Origin of the sequence: Microbacterium sp. SGAir0570 (genome assembly GCF_005491085.2) — a bacterium.
Taxonomy (GTDB): Bacteria; Actinomycetota; Actinomycetes; order Actinomycetales; family Microbacteriaceae; genus Microbacterium; species Microbacterium arborescens.
On record NZ_CP027929.1, the window covers coordinates 2,229,419 to 2,247,206 of the forward strand.

Genomic DNA, 17,788 nt, shown 5'->3' on the forward strand with positions numbered 1-17,788 from the left:
TCTATGTTCATCGGCTCGGCACCGTTCGTTAACCTTGTCGAGCGACAATCGCGTCGCCGTGAGTACGGCGTCGTGCTGTCTCCGCAAGAAGGAAAGGTGCTCCGATGCGCGAAGTCTTCCACCAGTCCCTCGAGGACGTCCAGGCCCGCCTGGTCGAGATCTCCGAGCTGGTGACCGTCGCGATCGAGAAGGCCACGCGTGCATTCGGCACGAGCGACATCACCCTCGCCGAAGAAGTCATCGATGCGGACGCCGTCATCGACGACAAGGCCATCGCGATCGACGAGCTGGCCATCGAGATCCTCGCCCGCCAGCAGCCGGTTGCACGCGACCTGCGCATCGTCGTCTCGGCACTGCGCACCAGCGCGTCGCTCGAGCGCATGGGTGACATCGCCGAGCACATCGCGCAGCTCACCCGCATGCGCTTCCCCGAGCGCGCCATCCCGAAGGGCCTGAAGGGCACCTTCACCAAGATGGGCGAGATCGACGTCGAGGTCGCGCGCACCCTCACCGAGCTGCTTCGCTCGGAAGACCTCGCTCTGGTCGAGACGCTGCGCGCTCTCGACGACCGGCTCGACGACCTCCACCTGAGCGTGTTCGAGAAGGTCCTCAGCGAGAACTGGCAGGGCGAGGCGGCAGCGACCGTCGACGCGACGCTGGCCAGCCGGTACCACGAGCGCTTCGCCGATCACGCCGTCACGGTCGGCAAGCGCGTCGCCTATCTCGCGACGGGCGAATGGCGCCCCGACACCGAGACGATCAACGTCATCGTGAACGACGGCGGTCTCTGACCGGCATCCGGTCGATGACGAAGGGGCGGTGCCGATCGGCACCGCCCCTTCGTACGTCTCGTGCTTACGCCTTGCCCTGGTTGGCCACGGCGGCAGCACCGGCCGCAGCCGCCTCGGGGTCGAGGTACTCACCCGGGCCGAGCGGCTTGAGGTTCTCGTCGAGCTTGTAGACCAGCGGGATGCCCGTGGGGATGTTCAGCTCCGCGATGTCGTCGTCGCTGATGCCCTCGAGCTGCTTGACGAGAGCACGCAGCGAGTTGCCGTGAGCGGTCACGAGCACGGTCTTGCCCGCGCGCAGGTCTTCGGCGATGTCGGACTCCCAGTACGGCAGCAGACGGTCGATGACGAGCTTGAGCGACTCGGTGCGAGGCACCTCGCCGTCGATGTCGGCGTAGCGCGGGTCGTTCACCTGGCTGTACTGGTCGTCATCGGCGAGGGGCGGCGGCGGCACGTCGAACGAACGACGCCACAGCATGAACTGCTCGTTTCCGAACTCCGCGAGGGTCTGCGCCTTGTCCTTGCCCTGCAGCGCACCGTAGTGACGCTCGTTCAGGCGCCACGAGCGCTTGACCGGGATCCACAGGCGGTCGGCCGCGTCGAGAGCGATCTGAGCGGTCTGGATGGCACGGCTGAGGACCGACGTGTAGAGGACGTCGGGCAGCAGGCCCGCCTCGGCGAGCAGCTCACCGCCGCGCTGGGCCTCGGCCTTGCCCTGGTCGGTCAGTCGGACGTCGACCCAGCCGGTGAACTGGTTGGACTTGTTCCACTCGCTCTGCCCGTGGCGGAGGAGGATCAGCGTGTACGGCGCACTCATGCTTCGAGTCTACCGAGCCGGGGCCTGCGATCATGGGGGCATGGCCCCGGGACATATCGGGCAGGCCACCCGTGGTACCACCAACACGAACCGCCTGCGTCGCGTCGATCGCTGGATCGCGCGGCATCCCGTGCTGCGCCGATGCGCCGACCCCCTGGTCATCGACCTCGGCTACGGTGCGAGCGGCGTGACGGCGCTCGAGCTGGAGGCACGGCTGAGGCCCGCCCGCCGGGACGTCCAGGTCCTCGGGCTCGAGATCGACCCCGACCGCGTCGCTCGAGCGCGCTCCCAGCTCGTCGACGTCCGCGCTGGACGCACGCCCTTCGCACCGGATGCCCGCGTCGGGTTCGCGAGGGGCGGGTTCGAGGTGCCCGTCCCGGGTGGACGCCGACCCGCGATCATCCGCGCGTTCAACGTGCTGCGTCAGTACGACGAGTCGGATGTCGCCGATGCGTGGTCCCGGATGGCGTCGCGCCTCGCACCCGACGGAATGCTCGTCGAGGGGACGTGCGACGAGATCGGCCGCGTGAGCACCTGGGTCGAGGTGGGCCCGGATGCCGCGCCCCGCAGCCTCACGATCTCGCTCCGACTCGCGGGGCTCGACTCCCCCGCGATCGCAGCCGAACGCCTGCCGAAGGCGCTCATCCACCGCAACGTCGCCGGCGAACGGGTGCACGGGCTGCTGTCGTCACTCGACGACGAGTGGCAGCGAGCCGCGCCGGCATCCGCTTTCGGGCCGGTCCAGCGCTGGCGCGCCGCTCTCGGGGCGATGTCCGAGCGCGGGCTCGACCTCGGCGACCGCGCTCGGTGGCGGCTGGGCGAGTTCACGGTGCCGTGGAGCGCCGTCGCGCCCCGCTGACGCTCGCGGGGCGCGCCGTGCGCGGAGTCAGCGCCCGGGTCGGAGCAGTGGTGTCAGGCGTCGTCGTTCCAGTCCGCGGCATCCCGTCGCGCTGCGGCACGGCGCGCGGCCGCGACCGCCGCCTCGTAGCCGTCGTCGGGGTTCGAGACGAGGTGATCCGTCGCAAGCGCGTGCAACCGGACGTTCCATTCCGCCGAGGCCGCCGCGGCGTCGATCGCGTCGCGTCCCGACTCGCCGAGGGTCACGAACGCCCGGCTGAGGCTCTGCCGGAGGTCGTCGGAGCCGAGGCCGAAGTGGGCGGCCAGCTCGGACGCGAGGGCGCCGCGCTCGGCCTCGGGCGCGAGGCCCGCTGCCGTCCGCCAGGCGGTGCGGGCGACGTCGGTGTTCGCGTCGTGAAGCAGTTCCCGCGTGATCGCGGGCCACGCCCGCGGGTCGCGGATCTTCGAGAGCGTGTGGAGCGCCTGGGCCCGCGCCCTCGGCAGCGGCGACCCGAGTTCGGGGACCACCCGGTCGAGGGTCGCCTCGCGGTCCTGTCGGGTGAGGGCCCAGGTCAGCGTCTCGCGCACGGTGAAGTCGGGTTCGTGCGCGCACTGCTCGACGAGCACCGGCACGTACTCGGGACGCGGGTAGGTTCCCGCCGCCATGGCGCTGCGGACCCGCTCGGATCCGTTCGGCGACCCAAGCGCACGGCGCAGGAGATCAGCGGCCGTCGGTGTGTCGTCGTCGGTCGCGGTGCTGTCGTTGCTCATGATGGCTCCTCCTCCCCTATAGAACACTCTCGGCGGCCCTCGCGGGCGGATCCGACTGATGTCGCAACGGCGTCTCAGGCCGGAGTCTCCGATCGGCGGCTGCGGCGCGCGGCTTGCCGCGCCCGCCCGCGACCGCGATCGGCGAGGAAGACCGCGAGATCGTCGACGACGGCCTCGATGAGCGGAGCCCGCGGTCCGTCCGCGTCCCATCCCGCGTACAGCTGTGCTTCGAGGCATCCGTCGGCCCCGACGATCGGGACCGTCACCGTGCCCGGGGCCGGGTCGTCCGTCAGCACGGCGACCCCGCGCCCGGCGGCCACGAGCGCGCGCGCGATCGCCGGCTGCCGCACCGTGATGGGGTCGTCGTAGGCGAGGCCGGCCCGACCGACCTCGTGGTCGAGGGCACGTCGCGCCGCGCTGTTGGGCGTCAGCAGCACGAGCGGATGCCGCACGAGCTCGTCGACGCCGACCTCGGCGCGCCGAGCGAGGTCGTGCTCGCGCGGCACGTGAGCCCACACCCGCGCGGCGGACAGTCGGCGCGCACGCCACCCCGGCCGCGGCGTCGTTGTCGAGATCCCAAGGTCGGCGCCTCGCGTGGCGGCCAGGTCGAACACGCGGAACGGGTCTGCGTCATCGCAATCGAGCACCGGCGCGTCCGCTCCGCGTGCGACGAGGTAGGGGGCGATCGCCGACGTGATGGTCGCCGACGGCGCGATGACGTGCAGGATGGCCCGGGTCTGCCCGCTCTCCTGCTTGGTCCGTCCGACGACGTTCTCTGCGAGCGCGAGCAGGTCGGTTACGCGATCGTAAAATCTCGCACCGGCCGGCGTCGGGCGGACCGGCCCATTTCCTCGGACCAGCAGCCGGACGCCGAGCTCATCCTCGAGCCGCTGGATCTGCCGTGACATCGCCGGCTGCGTGATACTGCGGCGACGCGCCCCCGCCGAGATCGAGCCTTCCTCGACGACGGCGGCGAAAGACGCGAAAGCGAACAGGTCGGCCATGCATCGAGAACATACCTCAATGCCCGAATATCATTCGACAACATGGCGGGCTCTCGGGAGCATGGCCGGACGGCGCTGCTGCGTCGAGACGAGAGGACCCGACCCCATGACCGTTTCCGCCCCCGCGCTCCACGATGAGCGCAAAGCCCGCCGCGCCGCCTTCGGCTCGTTCGTCGGCACCTCGATCGAGTGGTACGACTTCTACCTGTTCGGAACCGCAGCCGCTCTCGTGCTGCCGACGGTGTTCTTCCCCGGCGCGAATCCGGCCATCGGACTGCTGGCCTCGTTCGCGACCTTCTGGGCGGGTTTCCTCGCGCGGCCCCTCGGCGGACTCTTCTTCGGCCACATCGGCGACCGTCTCGGACGCAAGAACACGCTCGTCGTCACGCTCATGATCATGGGGGTCGCGACCTTCCTCATCGGGCTCCTCCCCGGGGCCGATGCCTGGGGCATGGCCGCCCCGATCCTGCTCATCGTGCTGCGGGCCGCGCAAGGGTTCGCGGTCGGCGGCGAGTGGGGCGGGGCCGTCCTGATGGCCTCGGAGAGCGCGCAGAAGGGGCGGGGCGTGCGGTCGGCGATGTGGGTGCAGCAGGGTTCACCGGTCGGCAGCATCCTCGCCACCGTCGCGTTCCTGCTCGTGGGGCTGCTCGATCAGGAGGCCTTCCTCTCGTGGGGCTGGCGGGTGCCCTTCCTCGCCTCGGCCGTGCTCGTCGCCGTCGGGCTGCTCATCCGCCTCAAGGTCGAGGAGTCGCCCGAGTTCGAGGCGGCTGCGTCGGATGCCGATATGCCCCGCATTCCGATCAGCGAGCTGCTGCGCCATCACTGGGGCACCCTGCTGGTCGGCGTGCTCGCGTGCGGCCTCGGCATCGGCGGCGCCTATTTCACCTCGACGTTCATGCTCTCGTACACGACGACCCAGCTGGGCGTCGACCGTCAGACGATGCTGATGATCCTGCTCGGCACGGTCTTCGTGCAGTTCGCCTGGCAGCCGATCGCGGCGCGCATCGCCGAGCGCGTCGGGACGGCTCGGTTCATGGTGGTCAGCCTCGTCGCGGCGATCGCCATCGCCTTCCCGGCCTTCCTCGTCATCTCCTCGGGCGAACCGCTCGGCATCTTCCTGGTTCTCGCGGCGGTCATGATCCCGACCTCCGGCTACTACGCCGTGCTGGCCGGCTTCCTCGCCCAGGCGTTCCCCGTGCGCATCCGCTACACGGGCATCTCGGCCGCGTACCAGCTGTGCGCCACTCTCATCGGTGGCACGACTCCCCTGCTCGCCCAGCTCGCGCTGAACATCGGCGGCGGGAGCTGGGTCGGAATCGCGGTCTTCTACGTCATCCTCATCGGCATCACCCTCATCGGTGTCGTGGGCGTGACGGTCCGCAGCGGCTTCTCGGCCGCCGCGGAGAAGCGCGAGCGCGAGGTGTCCGCATGAGGCTCGACGCGATCATCGAGAACGGGCGCATCCGCACCGGCGACGCCGAGCGCCCGATGGTCTCGCGGATCGGGGTCTTCGCGGGGCGGATCGTCGGGGTCGATGAGGAGATCGACGGCGCCACCGCAGACCGCATGCTCGACCTCGGAGGCGCGCCCGCGGTGCCCGGCTTCCACGACGCGCACCTGCACTTCAGCCTGCACGGACAGAAGCTGCTGCGACTCGACCTGTCGCACACGGCACAACCCGACCTCGACGCCGTCTACGCGGCGATCGCGACAGCCGTGGCCGCCGCTGCTCCCGGGGCGTGGGTGCTCGGGCGCGGACACGACCAGAACAAGCTCGGCCGCCACCCGCACCTGGTAGATCTCGATCGCATCGCGCCCGACAACCCCATCTACCTCGAACACACCTCGGGACATATGGGCGTCGCCAACAGCGCCGCCTTCCGGGCCATGGGCCTCGACCCCGCCGCACTGCCGCACCACATCGACGGCGGGCACGTCTCGCGCGACGCCGACGGCCATCCCGACGGCCTGCTTCAAGAGCGGGCGCAGGAACTCGTCACCGGCGGCTTCCTGCCGGTGACGCTCGAAACCCACCGAGAGGGCTCCCGGCTGGCCTCGGCCGATCTCCTGCGATACGGCATCACCACCGTGACCGAGCCCGGCATCGGGGCACCAGGGCAGATCGGGCAGAGCCCCGTCGAGCTGCGCGCCTACCAGGAGGGCATCGAAGCCGGCGACATCCGCCTTCGCCTCAATGCCATGCCCTACATCCGCGTCATGCACGACCTCGGCGCGATCGGCGGCGGCGAGAGCGGATGGGGCCTCGACCTGGGGGCGCGCACCGGCCTGGGCGACGACCGGCTGCGCATCTCCGGGACCAAGGTGCTCAGCGATGGTTCGCTCATCGGACGGACCGCGGCCATGTGCTGCGACTTCAGCGACGACCCGGGCAACCGCGGGTTCCTCGTGTGGGAGGAACCGCAGCTGCACGAGATGATCCGCGACGCGCACCGCAACGGATGGCAGATCGCGACTCATGCCATCGGCGACCGGGCGCTCGATGCGCTGATGGATGCCGTCGACGCCGCGCAGCGGGAGTTTCCGCGCCATGACCCGCGCCACCGCATCGAGCACTGCGGGGTCTCGCGGCCCGATCAGATCGACCGGGTCGTGGCTCTCGGCCTCATCCCGAGCCCGCAGGGTCGGTTCGTCTCGGAAACCGGCGACGGCCTGCTCGCGGCGGTCGGCCCCGAGCGGGCCGACATGGTCTACCGCATGCGGACCTGGCTCGACCGCGGTGTCGTGCTGCCCGGCTCGACGGACGCCCCGATCGTGCACGCCGACCCGATCGCGAGCATCCACGACATGGTCAACCGCCGCACCGCGGCCGGCGTGCCGCTGGCGCCCGCCGAAGCGGTATCCCCGGCACAGGCGCTACGGGCCTATACCTACGGTTCCGCCTACGCCGCGCGCGAAGAGCATGTCAAGGGCACCATCCGCCGCGGGATGCTCGCCGACCTCGCGGTGCTCAGCGACGACCTGCTCGAGGTCGACCCCACGCGTATCTCGTCGATACAGGTGGGCGCGACGATTGTCGGAGGCGAACTCGTGCACGACCGCGGCGCCGTCGTGTCGTGATGGTGCCGCAGCTGCGGTGACGCCCGGCCGGATCAGCCGCCGATGTCGAGGGCGACCTTGATCCAGCCGGGCTCGCGGCGGTCGAAGGCCTCGTACGCGTCGATGACCCCGGCGAGCGTCTCGTGGGCGGTGATGAGGGCCGTGGGGTCAAAGACTCCGGCGGCGACCATGTCGATGAGCGGAGGCGTGACGCTGTGGTGGTCGCAGTTGCCCATCCGGACGGTGAGGTTCTTGTTCATGGCCTGCCCGATCGGATAGACCTCGGCCAGCGGCGAGTACACCCCGATGATCCCGATGCGCCCGTACTTCGCGACCATCTCGACCGCCCACCGAGACGCCTGCGACGGCGCATCGCCCGGTCGCCAGAGATCACCCTGAGGCGCGATGTCGGGCGCGACCTGCGCGACCTCCTCATCGAATCCCGCCGCGGCGTCGTCATCCGGAGCTGCCGGACCGCGAGCCGGACGCTCGGCGTCCACCCCCACGGCGTCGATGACGCAGTCGGCGCCGATGTCGTTCGTCAGCTCCATGACAGCGGCCACGGGGTCGTCGTCGTTGAAGTCGACCACTTCGGCTCCAAGGGTGCGCGCCAGCTCGAGGCGATCCGCGACGCCGTCGACGACGATGACGCGTCCCGCGCCCTGCTTGAAGGCCGAGACGACCGAGAACTGCCCGACGATCCCCGCTCCGAGCACGACGACGACGTCACCGCGGGAGACCCCCGCGAGCTGCGCGCCGAACCACGCCGTCGGGAAGATGTCCGAGAGCAGGATCGCCTGATCGTCCGAGACCGCGTCAGGCAGCTTCGTCATCGTGTTCTGAGCCCAGGGGATGCGGGCATACTCGGCCTGCAGGCCGTCGACAGGTCCCGTCGCCTCAGGGCCGCCGAAGAACGAGGTGCCGGCGTGCGGCCCGTTCGGGTTGGCGACGTCGCATTGGGCCGTGTGCCCGTCGCGGCAATAGCGGCACGCGCCGCACGACATCGTCGAGTTGATCACGACGCGGTCGCCGGGCTGGAAGCCGCGAACGTGTTCGCCGACCTCGGTCACGACGCCGACGGCCTCGTGTCCGAGGATGGTGCCGTCCCTCATTCCCGACATCGTGCCGCGAATGAAGTGGAGGTCCGTGCCGCAGATCGCACTGCGGGTGATACGGACGATCGCATCGTGCCCGTCCTCGATCCGAGGCTCGTCGACCTCGTCGAGCCTGATGTCGCCGATGCCGTGCCAGACCACTGCCTTCATGCTCGCTCCTCACTCCAGGGGAATGCTCACGCTAGAGAACGGGAGGGATGCCGCACGAGGCGGTTGCGTGACATCCCGAGCTGTCATAGACCATGGTTCTCCGCCAGAGTGTTATCGTTCGATAACCGGAAGAGGGGGCGGCATGGCGCAGCGACGTCTGCCCGCGCGCAACGAGCAGCTACTCGCCGCATCGATGCGCGCCTTCGCCGCCCATGGCTACTTCGGGACGACGACCGCGCAGGTCGCTGAACAGATGGGCGTCTCGCAGCCCTACGTCATCCGCACATTCGGTTCGAAGCTCGAGCTCTTCATCCGCACGCACGCCTTCGCCGGCGAGCTCATGCTGCGGGCGTTCCGCAGCATCGAACCCGGCCAGCTCACGCCCGAGCGGCTCGGAAAGGCCTACCGCGACCTCGTCATCCGCGAGACGGCGGCGGTCCTGGTGCACGCTCACGCCTTCTCGGCCTCCGTCGGCGAGCCGGCGATCGGGGTCGAAGCCCGCCGCCTGTTCGACGAGGTCTACCGAACGCTCGCTGCGGCGGGCCTCGATCACACCGAGATGTGGATGTTCATGGGCCGCGGCATGCTCATCAACAACCTGCTGCTCATGGAGGCCCCGCGCTACGCCGACGGATACGACTTCGCCCCGCTGGTCGCCGTCGTCCTCGGCCCTGCGCCACCGCCAGACGTTCACTCCGACGATCCCGATGCCCATCCCGAGGAGCAGGAAAGATGACCGCCCACGTTCCGTTCACCGACAACTTCACGGACCTGTCCAACACCGAAGGCTTCCAGTTCGAGTTCCGCTGCGAGCGATGCGGCAACGGCTACCGCTCCGCGTTCCGCCGCGATCCCCGAGCCGCAGGCCAGAAGCTCGCGCGCGGGCTGGGCAACCTGTTCGGCGGCGCTCTGGCCGAGTTCACCTCGGCCGCCGATCGCCTCCTCGACCGCGGGACCAACTCCCCCGCGAAGGACGATGCCCTGCGGGCCGCGACCGCTGAGATCGGTCCTCTGTTCCACCAGTGCCGCGGATGCAGCGACTGGGTGTGCGGCGATGTCTGCTGGAACGACGGTGTCGGACAGTGCGCCCGGTGCTCGCCGATCCCGACGGAGGAACTCGCTCAGCTGCAGGCCGAGGCACGCCGCCGGCAGCTCCAGGAGCGCCTCGAGACGACGGATCTGATCGCGGGGGTCGCCGTCGGCCAGCAGGCCCGGCCGCGTTGCTCATCGTGCGGCGCCCAGTCGTCGGGCGGCAAGTTCTGCGGGGAGTGCGGCGCGTCTTTGAACCCGGTGCGTCGTTGCCCGGGATGCGCGCACGAGAACCCGTCGACCTCGCGGTTCTGCGCCGAGTGCGGCACGGGGCTCGTCGCATGAGCCTGCGCCCGACGCGGCGCGGAGCACACGCGCGCACCGCTCTGGTCCTGTGCGCCGTCGGCACGGTTCTCACCGGATGCAGCGCAGGTCAGGACGCCGCCGCATCCCCCGCCCCCTCCGATTCGCCCTCGGCCACGGCCACACCGTCGCCGGCCGCCACGACCCCGTCGACTCCGCCATCCGGCGCCGCCACGGGCGGCACGGCGGACTACACCGAACTGTGCGACGCGAACCGCGAGGCCGCGGCGGCGAAAGCGGGCACGGTCGGACAGGACCTCGCGGCGGCGCACCGGCAGGCCGACGCGATCGCCGCGCTGCTACCGATGACCGAGGTCAGTCCTGAGGTCACGGCCGGGGCGACGGTCTTCGCCGATTCGACCGCGGAGCTGATCGGCATCCTCGAGCAGTATCCGGCAGACACCGCGGTCGTCGACATCGCGCTCGACGACGCGTTGCTGCAGTCGCAGGCCCTCGAGAGTGTCGCTACCAACACCGACTACCAGGCGTTCATCGCCTGGACGATCGAGACCTGTTTCGGCACCATTCTCGGCGAGTGATCCCGGCTCCCACCGAGTCGACGCGGAGCGCGGCGCTCAGATGCGCGGCATCGTCGCCCGGGCTTCGGCCTGCGGCATCCCCGCCGCCGTGAGCAGATCGACCACGAGGGGACGCAGCGCGGTGATGACGTTCTGATCTCCGAGCGAGGAGCCGGGCGCCAGGCGGGTCGGATCGAGGCGGGTCGCGACGGCGAGCAAAGACTCGCGGGCTGCCGGTTCCAGTGCGATGTCGTCGATCGACTGACCCAACAGGTCGGCCGCACGAGCGATCTGGGCGAGGAGGTCGGCGGCGATCGGGCGTGGCTCGCGGTCTTCGAGGGCGTACACGACACGGCGGGCGATGACCCGGAGGTTGCGCGTGGCAAGGTCGAGCGACGCCCGCATGCGGTCCTGGCGTTGCAGCTCCTCGCGCTGGCGCCGGAGGAACGGCGAGATGCGGGCGACGGCGAGCCCGGAGTCCAGCGAGGTCGTCCAGTCGTCGACGAGCGGCTGCAGCGCCCGCGCCTTCTCGAGGCCGCGGTCGGCTCGCACCCTGTCGCCGCGGCGCAGCGCCTGGATCACCGTCGCCGCAGCGCCGTCGAAAGCGGCGAAGAGGGCGCGGCCCGCCCGCGAGACCTCTCGCAGTGGCCGGCGCGGCAACAGGGCCGTCGCGAGCAGCGCGGCGACCGCTCCCACCGACCCGTCGACGAGGCGGAGGAACGGCATGCTTCCGGGGATCGCGATCACGATCACCGATTGGATCGCCGCCGAGATCGCGAAGCTCGGCTGCGCCGAGAGCACCCGAGCGGTGAGCAGCGTCGCGGCAAGAGCCAGGGCCAGCTGCCACGTCCCTGACCCGACGGCGAGCACGATGAGCTCGGAGACGAGCACACCCACCAGCATCCCGATCACGGTCTCGAGCACACGGCGCGGACGAGCATCGCGGACGAGCCCGAGACTCGAGATGGTCACGGTCGCCGCGAGCAGGGGCGACGGATGCCCGAGCACGAGGTGCGCGAATGCGTAGGCCGCGGATGCCGCCACGACGATCTGAACGATCGCGGGAGTCGAGTCGCGCGCGCGCTCGAAGCCCCGGCGCGGGCGCACGCGAGCCCGCCAGCCGGTCGCGATGGGCGCAGTGACGGCGGGCGGCTCGTCGGCACGCTCGGGTGTCACGTCAGGTGCGACGGCTCAGGCGGGGCAGCCGCGGCGGCGCGGCGGTGCGGCCGGCGTCGGGCGGGACGACGACCTCCTGCACCGCGGCGACAGTGTCATCACCGGCGTCGACGATGAGGTCGACATCGATCGGCACCGATCGTTTGACGAGGGCGAGGGCGATCGGCCCCTGCTCGAAGTGGCGCGCGACCGAGGTGACGCGCCCCACCTCCTCGCCCTCGCGGCGCACGATCGCACCGGGTTCGGGGAGCACTGCGTCGCTGCCGTCGAGCTGCAGAGCCACCAGCCGCCGGGGCGGGTGACCGAGGTTGTGCACCTTCGCCACCGTCTCCTGTCCGCGGTAGCAGCCCTTCGACAGGTGCACGGCGGTGCGGAGCCAGTCGACCTCGTGCGGCAGCGTCATGCCGTCGGCCTCGGAGTCCGCACGCGGACGCCACGCGGCGATGCGCAAGGCATCCGCGGCCCACCGTCCGGCGATGCGGCGACGTCCCGCGACGGCCTCGTCGGCGAGCCGGCGGAGCTCCTCGCGGTCGACGATCGCCTCGGCCCAGTCGCGTCCGGCACCGGGATGCCCCTCGCCGGTCGCGTACCCCCACCCGCCGATAGAGACCTCGGGCCACGGGTCGCGCCACACTGCGGACGACGCGAGGCCGGCGACTGCGGATGCCGTTCCGCCGACGACCGCGGTGTCGCCGGAGCGATCGGCGACCTCGACCCGCAACCGGAACCGCATGCGCGTGAGCCAGGTCACAAGCGCCTCGAGCCGCCCGGCGTCGGTGATGAGCCAGGTCGTCTCGCCGTCATCGACGACGGATGCCGCATGCTCCACGTGGCCCTGCGGATCGAGCACGAGCAGTTCGGTGCTCTCTCCGGGGAGCAGCCGCGTCAGTGCCTGCGAGGTGAGCGAGTCGAGCCAGCTGAGCCGGTCGGGACCGGTCACGGTGACGACCGAACGGTCGCCGAGCGGTGCGACGGCGGCGCCGCTGTCGAGCAGCTGCTGCTCGCGCATCGGGTTGCCGATGTGCACGAGGCCGAGGTCGTCGCACACCGCCCCGTCGACGCCGGCGAAGGTCGCGCCGTCGCCCGACATCATTCGGCCTTGGCCAGGCGGGCCGAGGCGTGGGAGGCGAGCTCGCCGCCGAGCGCGGCGATGTCCCAGGCCCACAGCAGGTGCCCGTCGACGAGGCCGTACATGCGCGTGGCGGCCGTGTACTCCTTCGCACCCGCGGTGCGGACGACGGCATCGGTGGCGAGGTCGATGCGGGGACCGCGGACCTGTCCGAGATACAGCTCGCTCACGCCGTCCGAGTGCACGAGCGCGACCTCGAGGTCGAAACCGCCCTCGGCATTGCGGAGCGCCTCGACGTCGTCGACGGTGCGCTCGCGCGCGGGAGCGGATGCCGGCAGCAGTCCCGGTCCGGCGTCTTCGGCTCCGGCGGGTCGTGCGACGCGCCAGTAACCGGTCTCGGCCACGAGCGGCCGAATGCGCGTGCCGCTGTCGTCGATCAGCCAGGCGGTGGCGGAGTAGTTGAGGTAGTCGCCGCCGTCATGGCTGAAGCTCACCTGGTGCACGAACTCGCCGGTGAGATGACCATCGGCCGTCTCGTAGTCGATGACGCCCGAGCCTTCCCAGACTCCGAGCAGCCATGACAGCGGAACGAGGTCCGCCGGCAGATCGGTGGGCAGCTCGAGCACGATGTCAGCGCTGGCCGCGGTAGAGGTTCTTCACGACGACGCCCGAAACGAAGACGATGGCGAGCGACGCCAGTCCGAGCAGGCCCACGTAGAAGATTTCGAGCGCGAGGAGATCCATGCCCCTACTCTATGCCCGCAGGGGCCGTACGCGCCTGTGACGAGCGGCAACGCCGGCGGTCAGGCTCCGACGAGCGATGAGAGCCCGAACCCGATGCCGATGAACCCCATGACGAAAAGCGCGCCCAGCACGCTCACCGCGACGCGCTCGATGAACCCACGCACCCGGCCCGACGCCAGCTGGACGACGAACGCGAGGATGAGGCAGCCGCCGAGGGCGATCGGCATCCATACCGCCCGCTGGTCGACCGGGGCGAGGATGCCCACCAGGACGGCCGCGACGGCGGCAGCGATCCAGACGGCGACGACTCCGGTGACGGTGCGCGGCGGTGCGAGATCGGGCGTGGTCATCGTCCCATTGTGGCCCACGGTGTCGTCCGACGCGACGCTGCGCACGGGCGGCATCCGGCGAACGCCTAAGATGAGTGCACGTCCCGGCCGCTCCCGGAGGAATCCCCGTTGGCACAGCTTCTCGTCCTGAGTTCCACGCACGGCGGTGGTCTCGCGCTCCCGGCGCTCGAGCTGCTCAGCCATCGGGTCCGTCAGATCCCCGCCGAACCCGCCCAGCTCGTCAACGCGCCCAGCGCCGACGTCGTCTTCATCGACGCGCGCCATGACCTCGTCGGCGCGAAGTCGCTGTGCAAGATCCTGGGCAGCACGGGCATCGACGCACCGCTCGTGCTCATCGTCACCGAGGGCGGCCTCACCGCAGTCTCCACCGACTGGGGCATCGACGACGTCATCCTCGCCGCGGCCGGACCCGCCGAGATCGACGCCCGCATCCGTCTCGCGATCGGACGCGTGAGCAAAGAGGCCGTATCGAGCCGCATCCAGACCTCCGGCATCACGATCGACGAGTCGTCGTACTCGGCGAAGGTCCACGGGCGCCCGCTCGACCTCACGTACAAGGAGTTCCAGCTGCTCCACTTCTTCGCGACGCATCCGTCGCGGGTGTTCACGCGCGAGCAGCTGCTGAGCGAGGTGTGGGGCTACGACTACTTCGGCGGCACGCGTACGGTCGACGTCCACGTGCGACGGCTGCGGGCCAAGCTCGGCGATCTCGAACAGCTGATCGGCACGGTGCGCAACGTCGGCTACCGCTTCAACGTCTACGAGGACGAGCCGGTTCCCGCCGGTGGCGAATCCGCGCAGAGCTGACTCTCCGTCTCGTTCACCGGCAGGACACGCAGGACTGCCATGATGAGGGGATGATCGACACCGAGGCTCTGGACTCCGGTCTGGGCGACGCCGACGACGACGACTTCGACCCCGCCGTCGAAGACGTCGACGCGCAGCTGCCCGACCACCGCTACACCGACCGTGAGATCAGCTGGCTCGCCTTCAATCAGCGCGTGCTCGAGCTCGCCGAGGACCCGACCCTGCCGGTGCTCGAACGGGCCAACTTCCTCGCGATCTTCGCCAGCAACCTCGACGAGTTCTTCATGGTGCGCGTCGCCGGCCTCAAGCGTCGCATCGTCACCGGCCTCGCCGTGCCCACCAACGTCGGACGCGCACCGCAGGAGGTGCTCTCCGACATCTCCGCCGAGGCGCACGCACTGCAGCTGCGCCACTCGAGCGCCTGGGGCGATATGGTCCAGCCCGCTCTGGCCGAGGCGGGCATCGAGATCGTCGGCTGGGACGACCTCGACGAGTCCGAGCGCGGACGTCTGTACGACTACTTCCAGGCGCAGGTGTTCCCCGTCCTCATGCCCCTCGCCGTCGATCCGGCGCACCCCTTCCCCTACATCTCGGGCCTGTCACTGAACCTGGCGATCCGCATCCGCAATGCCAAGACCGGCCGGCAGGAGTTCGCGCGCCTGAAGGTTCCGCCGATGCTCCCCCGGTTCGTCGAGCTCGACACCGGCACCTCGGTCAAGCGCTACCTGCCGCTCGAGGACCTGATCGCCAACAACCTCGAAGACCTCTTCCCCGGCATGGAGATCCTCGAGCACCACACCTTCCGGCTCACGCGCAACGAGGATGTGGTGATCGAGGAGGACGAGACCGAGAACCTGATCCAGGCCCTCGAGGCCGAGCTGCTCCGGCGCCGCTTCGGTCCGCCGATCCGGCTCGAGGTGACCGAGGACATGGACGACGTCACGCTCGACCTGCTGCTCGGCGAGCTCGACATCACCGATCAGGAGGTCTACCGCCTGCCCGGCCTGCTCGACCTGCGCGGACTCTTCGATCTCGCCCGCATCGACCGCCCCGAGCTGCGGTACAAGCCGCACGTCCCGACCACGGCGACCGCCTTCCAGCCCGCCGAGCAGAACGGGCGCACCGACTTCTTCGGCGCGATCCGCGCCGGCGACGTGCTCGTGCACCATCCCTACGAGTCGTTCACCACGAGCGTCGTCGCGTTCCTCGAGCAGGCTGCGCGCGATCCCCACGTGCTCGCCATCAAGCAGACGCTCTACCGCACGTCGGGCGACAGCCCCATCGTGCAGGCGCTCATCGACGCGGCCGAACGGGGCAAGCAGGTGCTCGCCCTCGTCGAGGTGAAGGCCCGCTTCGACGAAGCGGCGAACATCGTCTGGGCGCGCAAGCTCGAGAAGGCCGGCGTGCACGTCGTCTACGGCCTGGTCGGGCTGAAGACGCACTGCAAGCTGCTGCACGTCATCCGCGAAGAGGACGGCGCGCTCCGCAGCTACAGCCATATCGGCACCGGCAACTACAACCCCAAGACGAGCCGCCTCTACGAGGACTTCGGCCTGTTCACGAGCGACGAACAGGTCGGCCGCGACCTGACGCGACTGTTCAACGAGCTCAGCGGCTACGCAATCGAGAAGAAGTTCAAGCGGCTGCTGGTGGCTCCCCTCCACCTGCGCAAGGGCCTGCTGCGTCACATCGACGCCGAACGCCGCAACGCGCTCGACGGCAAGCCCGCCCACATCCGTATCAAGGTCAACTCGATGGTCGACGAGCAGATCATCGACGCCCTCTACCGGGCGAGCCAGGCCGGCGTTCGCGTCGACGTATGGGTCCGCGGCATCTGCTCGCTGCGCACCGACCTGGCGGGAGTGACCGACAACATCACCGTCCGCTCGATCCTCGGGCGGTACCTCGAGCACTCGCGCATCTTCACCTTCCACAACAACGGCGACACGATCGCCTACATCGGCAGCGCCGACATGATGCACCGCAACCTCGACCGCCGCGTCGAGGCGCTCGTGCGCGTCGTCGCGCCCGCCCACGTCAAGGAGCTGACGACGCTGTTCGACCTCGCGATGAGCGACTCGACCAGCTCGTGGCACCTGGGTGACGGCGGTGTGTGGACGCGTCACGCGTTCGACGACGACGGCAAGCCGCTGGTCGACCTCCAGGACCGCACGATGGCGCAGGTGCAGCGACGCCGCCGGGCGCGGGCGGTGCGATGACCGACACCGCGGTGTACGCGGCCGGTGGTGTGGTCTGGCGGTGGGTCGACGGCAAAGTGAAGGTGCTGATCATCCACCGCACCAAGTACCGCGACCTCACGCTGCCCAAGGGCAAGGTCGACCCGGGTGAGATGCTCGCCGAGACCGCCGTGCGCGAGATCCGCGAGGAGACGGGCATCTCGGTCCGACTCGGTCCGCCCGTCGGAGTGTCGAAGTATCACCTGCCGAGCAAGAAGCAGAAGATCGTCCACTACTGGGCGGCCGAGGCGACCGACCTGGCGATCAGGATGTCGACGTTCGTGCCGAACAAAGAGATCGCGGCACTGGAATGGATGGGGCTGAAGAAGGCGCGCAAAGCGCTGAGCTATCCCGTCGACGTCGAGATCCTCGACGAGTTCGTGCGACTCGTCGACGAACGCGCCATCGACACGTTCCCGCTCATCGCCCTGCGCCACGCCAAGGCCGTGGCCCGCGAGGACTGGGACGGCGAGGATGCCGCACGGCCGCTGTCGGCACGCGGGAAGAAGCAGGCGCACGCGATCGTGGGCCCGCTCGTCGCGTTCGGCGTCCGTCGGATCATCTCGTCCGACGCGCGGCGCTGCGTGCGCACCGTGACACCGCTGGCGGCGGCGATCAGCAAGCGGATCGACAAGAGTCCGCACCTGTCGCAGGACGCGTGGGAGAACGGACTGGCCGACGTCAGGTCGGTGGTCGGCGACCGGGTGCGCGCCCGCAAGCCGGTCGTGCTCTGCAGCCACGGCCCGGTCCTCCCCGACCTGTTGAACGAGATGGCGCTCGCCACCGGAACGCTGCGCGGCTCGTACCTCGGCAGCGCTTCGGCGCTCGAGACCGGCGCGTTCTCGGTCGTGCACCTGCCGCGTGAGAACCCGGGCTCGGGGATCGTCGCGATCGAAACCCACATGCCGAAGGTGTGATCTCGCTCGCGCCACCACGCCGCGAGGCCCGTCTTTCCG

18 protein-coding genes are annotated in these 17,788 nt (G+C 70.1%); 10 read left to right on the forward strand and 8 right to left on the reverse strand.

Going from position 1 to position 17,788, the window contains the following annotated elements; translation table 11 throughout:
* The first annotated feature begins 104 nt into the window (after positions 1-104).
* A complete protein-coding gene (gene phoU / locus C1N74_RS10600) occupies positions 105-791 on the forward strand; it encodes a phosphate signaling complex protein PhoU (protein WP_023954873.1) in 687 nt (228 codons plus the stop codon).
* A 64-nt stretch (positions 792-855) separates the two neighbouring features.
* On the opposite strand, the gene C1N74_RS10605 is transcribed toward phoU, so the two are convergent.
* Entirely contained in the window at positions 856-1,605 is a 750-nt protein-coding gene (locus C1N74_RS10605; protein WP_023954875.1) for a phosphoglyceromutase, read from the reverse strand.
* Positions 1,606-1,645: 40 nt separating this feature from the next.
* Between C1N74_RS10605 and C1N74_RS10610 the strand changes: the two genes are divergently transcribed.
* On the forward strand, positions 1,646-2,464 hold the full coding sequence (locus tag C1N74_RS10610) for a class I SAM-dependent methyltransferase (protein WP_114599221.1): 819 nt from the start codon (positions 1,646-1,648) through the stop codon (positions 2,462-2,464).
* Positions 2,465-2,517: 53 nt separating this feature from the next.
* Here C1N74_RS10610 and C1N74_RS10615 read toward each other — a convergent pair whose 3' ends face one another.
* Together C1N74_RS10615 and C1N74_RS10620 are read right to left on the reverse strand one after the other, a co-directional pair.
* Positions 2,518-3,213 (reverse strand): HEAT repeat domain-containing protein, encoded by a 696-nt coding sequence (locus C1N74_RS10615; RefSeq protein ID WP_114599011.1) that lies wholly within the window; start codon positions 3,211-3,213, stop codon positions 2,518-2,520.
* 74 nt (positions 3,214-3,287) lie between these two features.
* Positions 3,288-4,217 (reverse strand): LysR family transcriptional regulator, encoded by a 930-nt coding sequence (locus tag C1N74_RS10620; protein WP_071917897.1) that lies wholly within the window; start codon positions 4,215-4,217, stop codon positions 3,288-3,290.
* A gap of 106 nt (positions 4,218-4,323) precedes the next feature.
* On the opposite strand from C1N74_RS10620, the gene C1N74_RS10625 reads away from it, so the two are divergent.
* Complete coding sequence (locus tag C1N74_RS10625; protein WP_137750509.1) at positions 4,324-5,649, forward strand: MFS transporter; 1,326 nt, start codon at positions 4,324-4,326, stop codon at positions 5,647-5,649.
* Positions 5,646-7,295: an amidohydrolase gene (locus tag C1N74_RS10630; protein WP_137750510.1), complete on the forward strand. Its 1,650-nt coding sequence runs from the start codon at positions 5,646-5,648 to the stop codon at positions 7,293-7,295. The genes C1N74_RS10625 and C1N74_RS10630 overlap by 4 nt, the downstream gene beginning before the upstream one ends.
* A gap of 32 nt (positions 7,296-7,327) precedes the next feature.
* Here C1N74_RS10630 and C1N74_RS10635 read toward each other — a convergent pair whose 3' ends face one another.
* Positions 7,328-8,539: an alcohol dehydrogenase catalytic domain-containing protein gene (locus tag C1N74_RS10635; protein ID WP_137750511.1), complete on the reverse strand. Its 1,212-nt coding sequence runs from the start codon at positions 8,537-8,539 to the stop codon at positions 7,328-7,330.
* 142 nt (positions 8,540-8,681) lie between these two features.
* On the opposite strand from C1N74_RS10635, the gene C1N74_RS10640 reads away from it, so the two are divergent.
* Genes C1N74_RS10640 through C1N74_RS10650 form a run of 3 tightly spaced genes read left to right on the forward strand, consistent with a single transcriptional unit; the run spans position 8,682 to position 10,470 of the window.
* Positions 8,682-9,275 (forward strand): TetR/AcrR family transcriptional regulator, encoded by a 594-nt coding sequence (locus C1N74_RS10640; protein WP_172407792.1) that lies wholly within the window; start codon positions 8,682-8,684, stop codon positions 9,273-9,275.
* Entirely contained in the window at positions 9,272-9,913 is a 642-nt protein-coding gene (locus tag C1N74_RS10645; protein WP_137750513.1) for a zinc ribbon domain-containing protein, read from the forward strand. The genes C1N74_RS10640 and C1N74_RS10645 overlap by 4 nt, the downstream gene beginning before the upstream one ends.
* Positions 9,910-10,470: a hypothetical protein gene (locus C1N74_RS10650; RefSeq protein ID WP_137750514.1), complete on the forward strand. Its 561-nt coding sequence runs from the start codon at positions 9,910-9,912 to the stop codon at positions 10,468-10,470. Before C1N74_RS10645 ends, C1N74_RS10650 begins: the two co-directional genes overlap by 4 nt.
* A 36-nt stretch (positions 10,471-10,506) precedes the next feature.
* Here C1N74_RS10650 and C1N74_RS10655 read toward each other — a convergent pair whose 3' ends face one another.
* The 4 genes from C1N74_RS10655 to C1N74_RS10670 all read right to left on the reverse strand — a co-directional run bounded on the left by C1N74_RS10655 (position 10,507) and on the right by C1N74_RS10670 (position 13,788).
* Positions 10,507-11,625, reverse strand: coding sequence for an FUSC family protein (locus C1N74_RS10655; RefSeq protein WP_023954887.1), 1,119 nt, complete (start codon positions 11,623-11,625; stop codon positions 10,507-10,509).
* 1 nt (position 11,626) lies between these two features.
* Entirely contained in the window at positions 11,627-12,715 is a 1,089-nt protein-coding gene (locus tag C1N74_RS10660) for a folate-binding protein YgfZ (RefSeq protein WP_181405516.1), read from the reverse strand.
* The gene (locus C1N74_RS10665) at positions 12,715-13,320 is read right to left on the reverse strand and encodes an FABP family protein (RefSeq protein ID WP_023954891.1); all 606 of its coding nucleotides are present in this window, start codon (positions 13,318-13,320) and stop codon (positions 12,715-12,717) included. Before C1N74_RS10665 ends, C1N74_RS10660 begins: the two co-directional genes overlap by 1 nt.
* A 177-nt stretch (positions 13,321-13,497) precedes the next feature.
* Complete coding sequence (locus tag C1N74_RS10670) at positions 13,498-13,788, reverse strand: hypothetical protein (protein ID WP_137750516.1); 291 nt, start codon at positions 13,786-13,788, stop codon at positions 13,498-13,500.
* Between the two features lie 108 nt (positions 13,789-13,896).
* On the opposite strand from C1N74_RS10670, the gene C1N74_RS10675 reads away from it, so the two are divergent.
* The 3 genes from C1N74_RS10675 to C1N74_RS10685 are packed head-to-tail and all read left to right on the forward strand — an operon-like array spanning position 13,897 to position 17,749.
* Positions 13,897-14,595, forward strand: a complete 699-nt coding sequence (locus C1N74_RS10675) for a response regulator transcription factor (protein ID WP_023954895.1) — start codon at positions 13,897-13,899, stop codon at positions 14,593-14,595.
* A 50-nt stretch (positions 14,596-14,645) separates the two neighbouring features.
* A complete protein-coding gene (locus C1N74_RS10680) occupies positions 14,646-16,814 on the forward strand; it encodes an RNA degradosome polyphosphate kinase (RefSeq protein WP_023954897.1) in 2,169 nt (722 codons plus the stop codon).
* The gene (locus C1N74_RS10685) at positions 16,811-17,749 is read left to right on the forward strand and encodes an NUDIX domain-containing protein (protein ID WP_023954899.1); all 939 of its coding nucleotides are present in this window, start codon (positions 16,811-16,813) and stop codon (positions 17,747-17,749) included. The genes C1N74_RS10680 and C1N74_RS10685 overlap by 4 nt, the downstream gene beginning before the upstream one ends.
* The last annotated feature ends 39 nt before the right edge of the window (positions 17,750-17,788 follow it).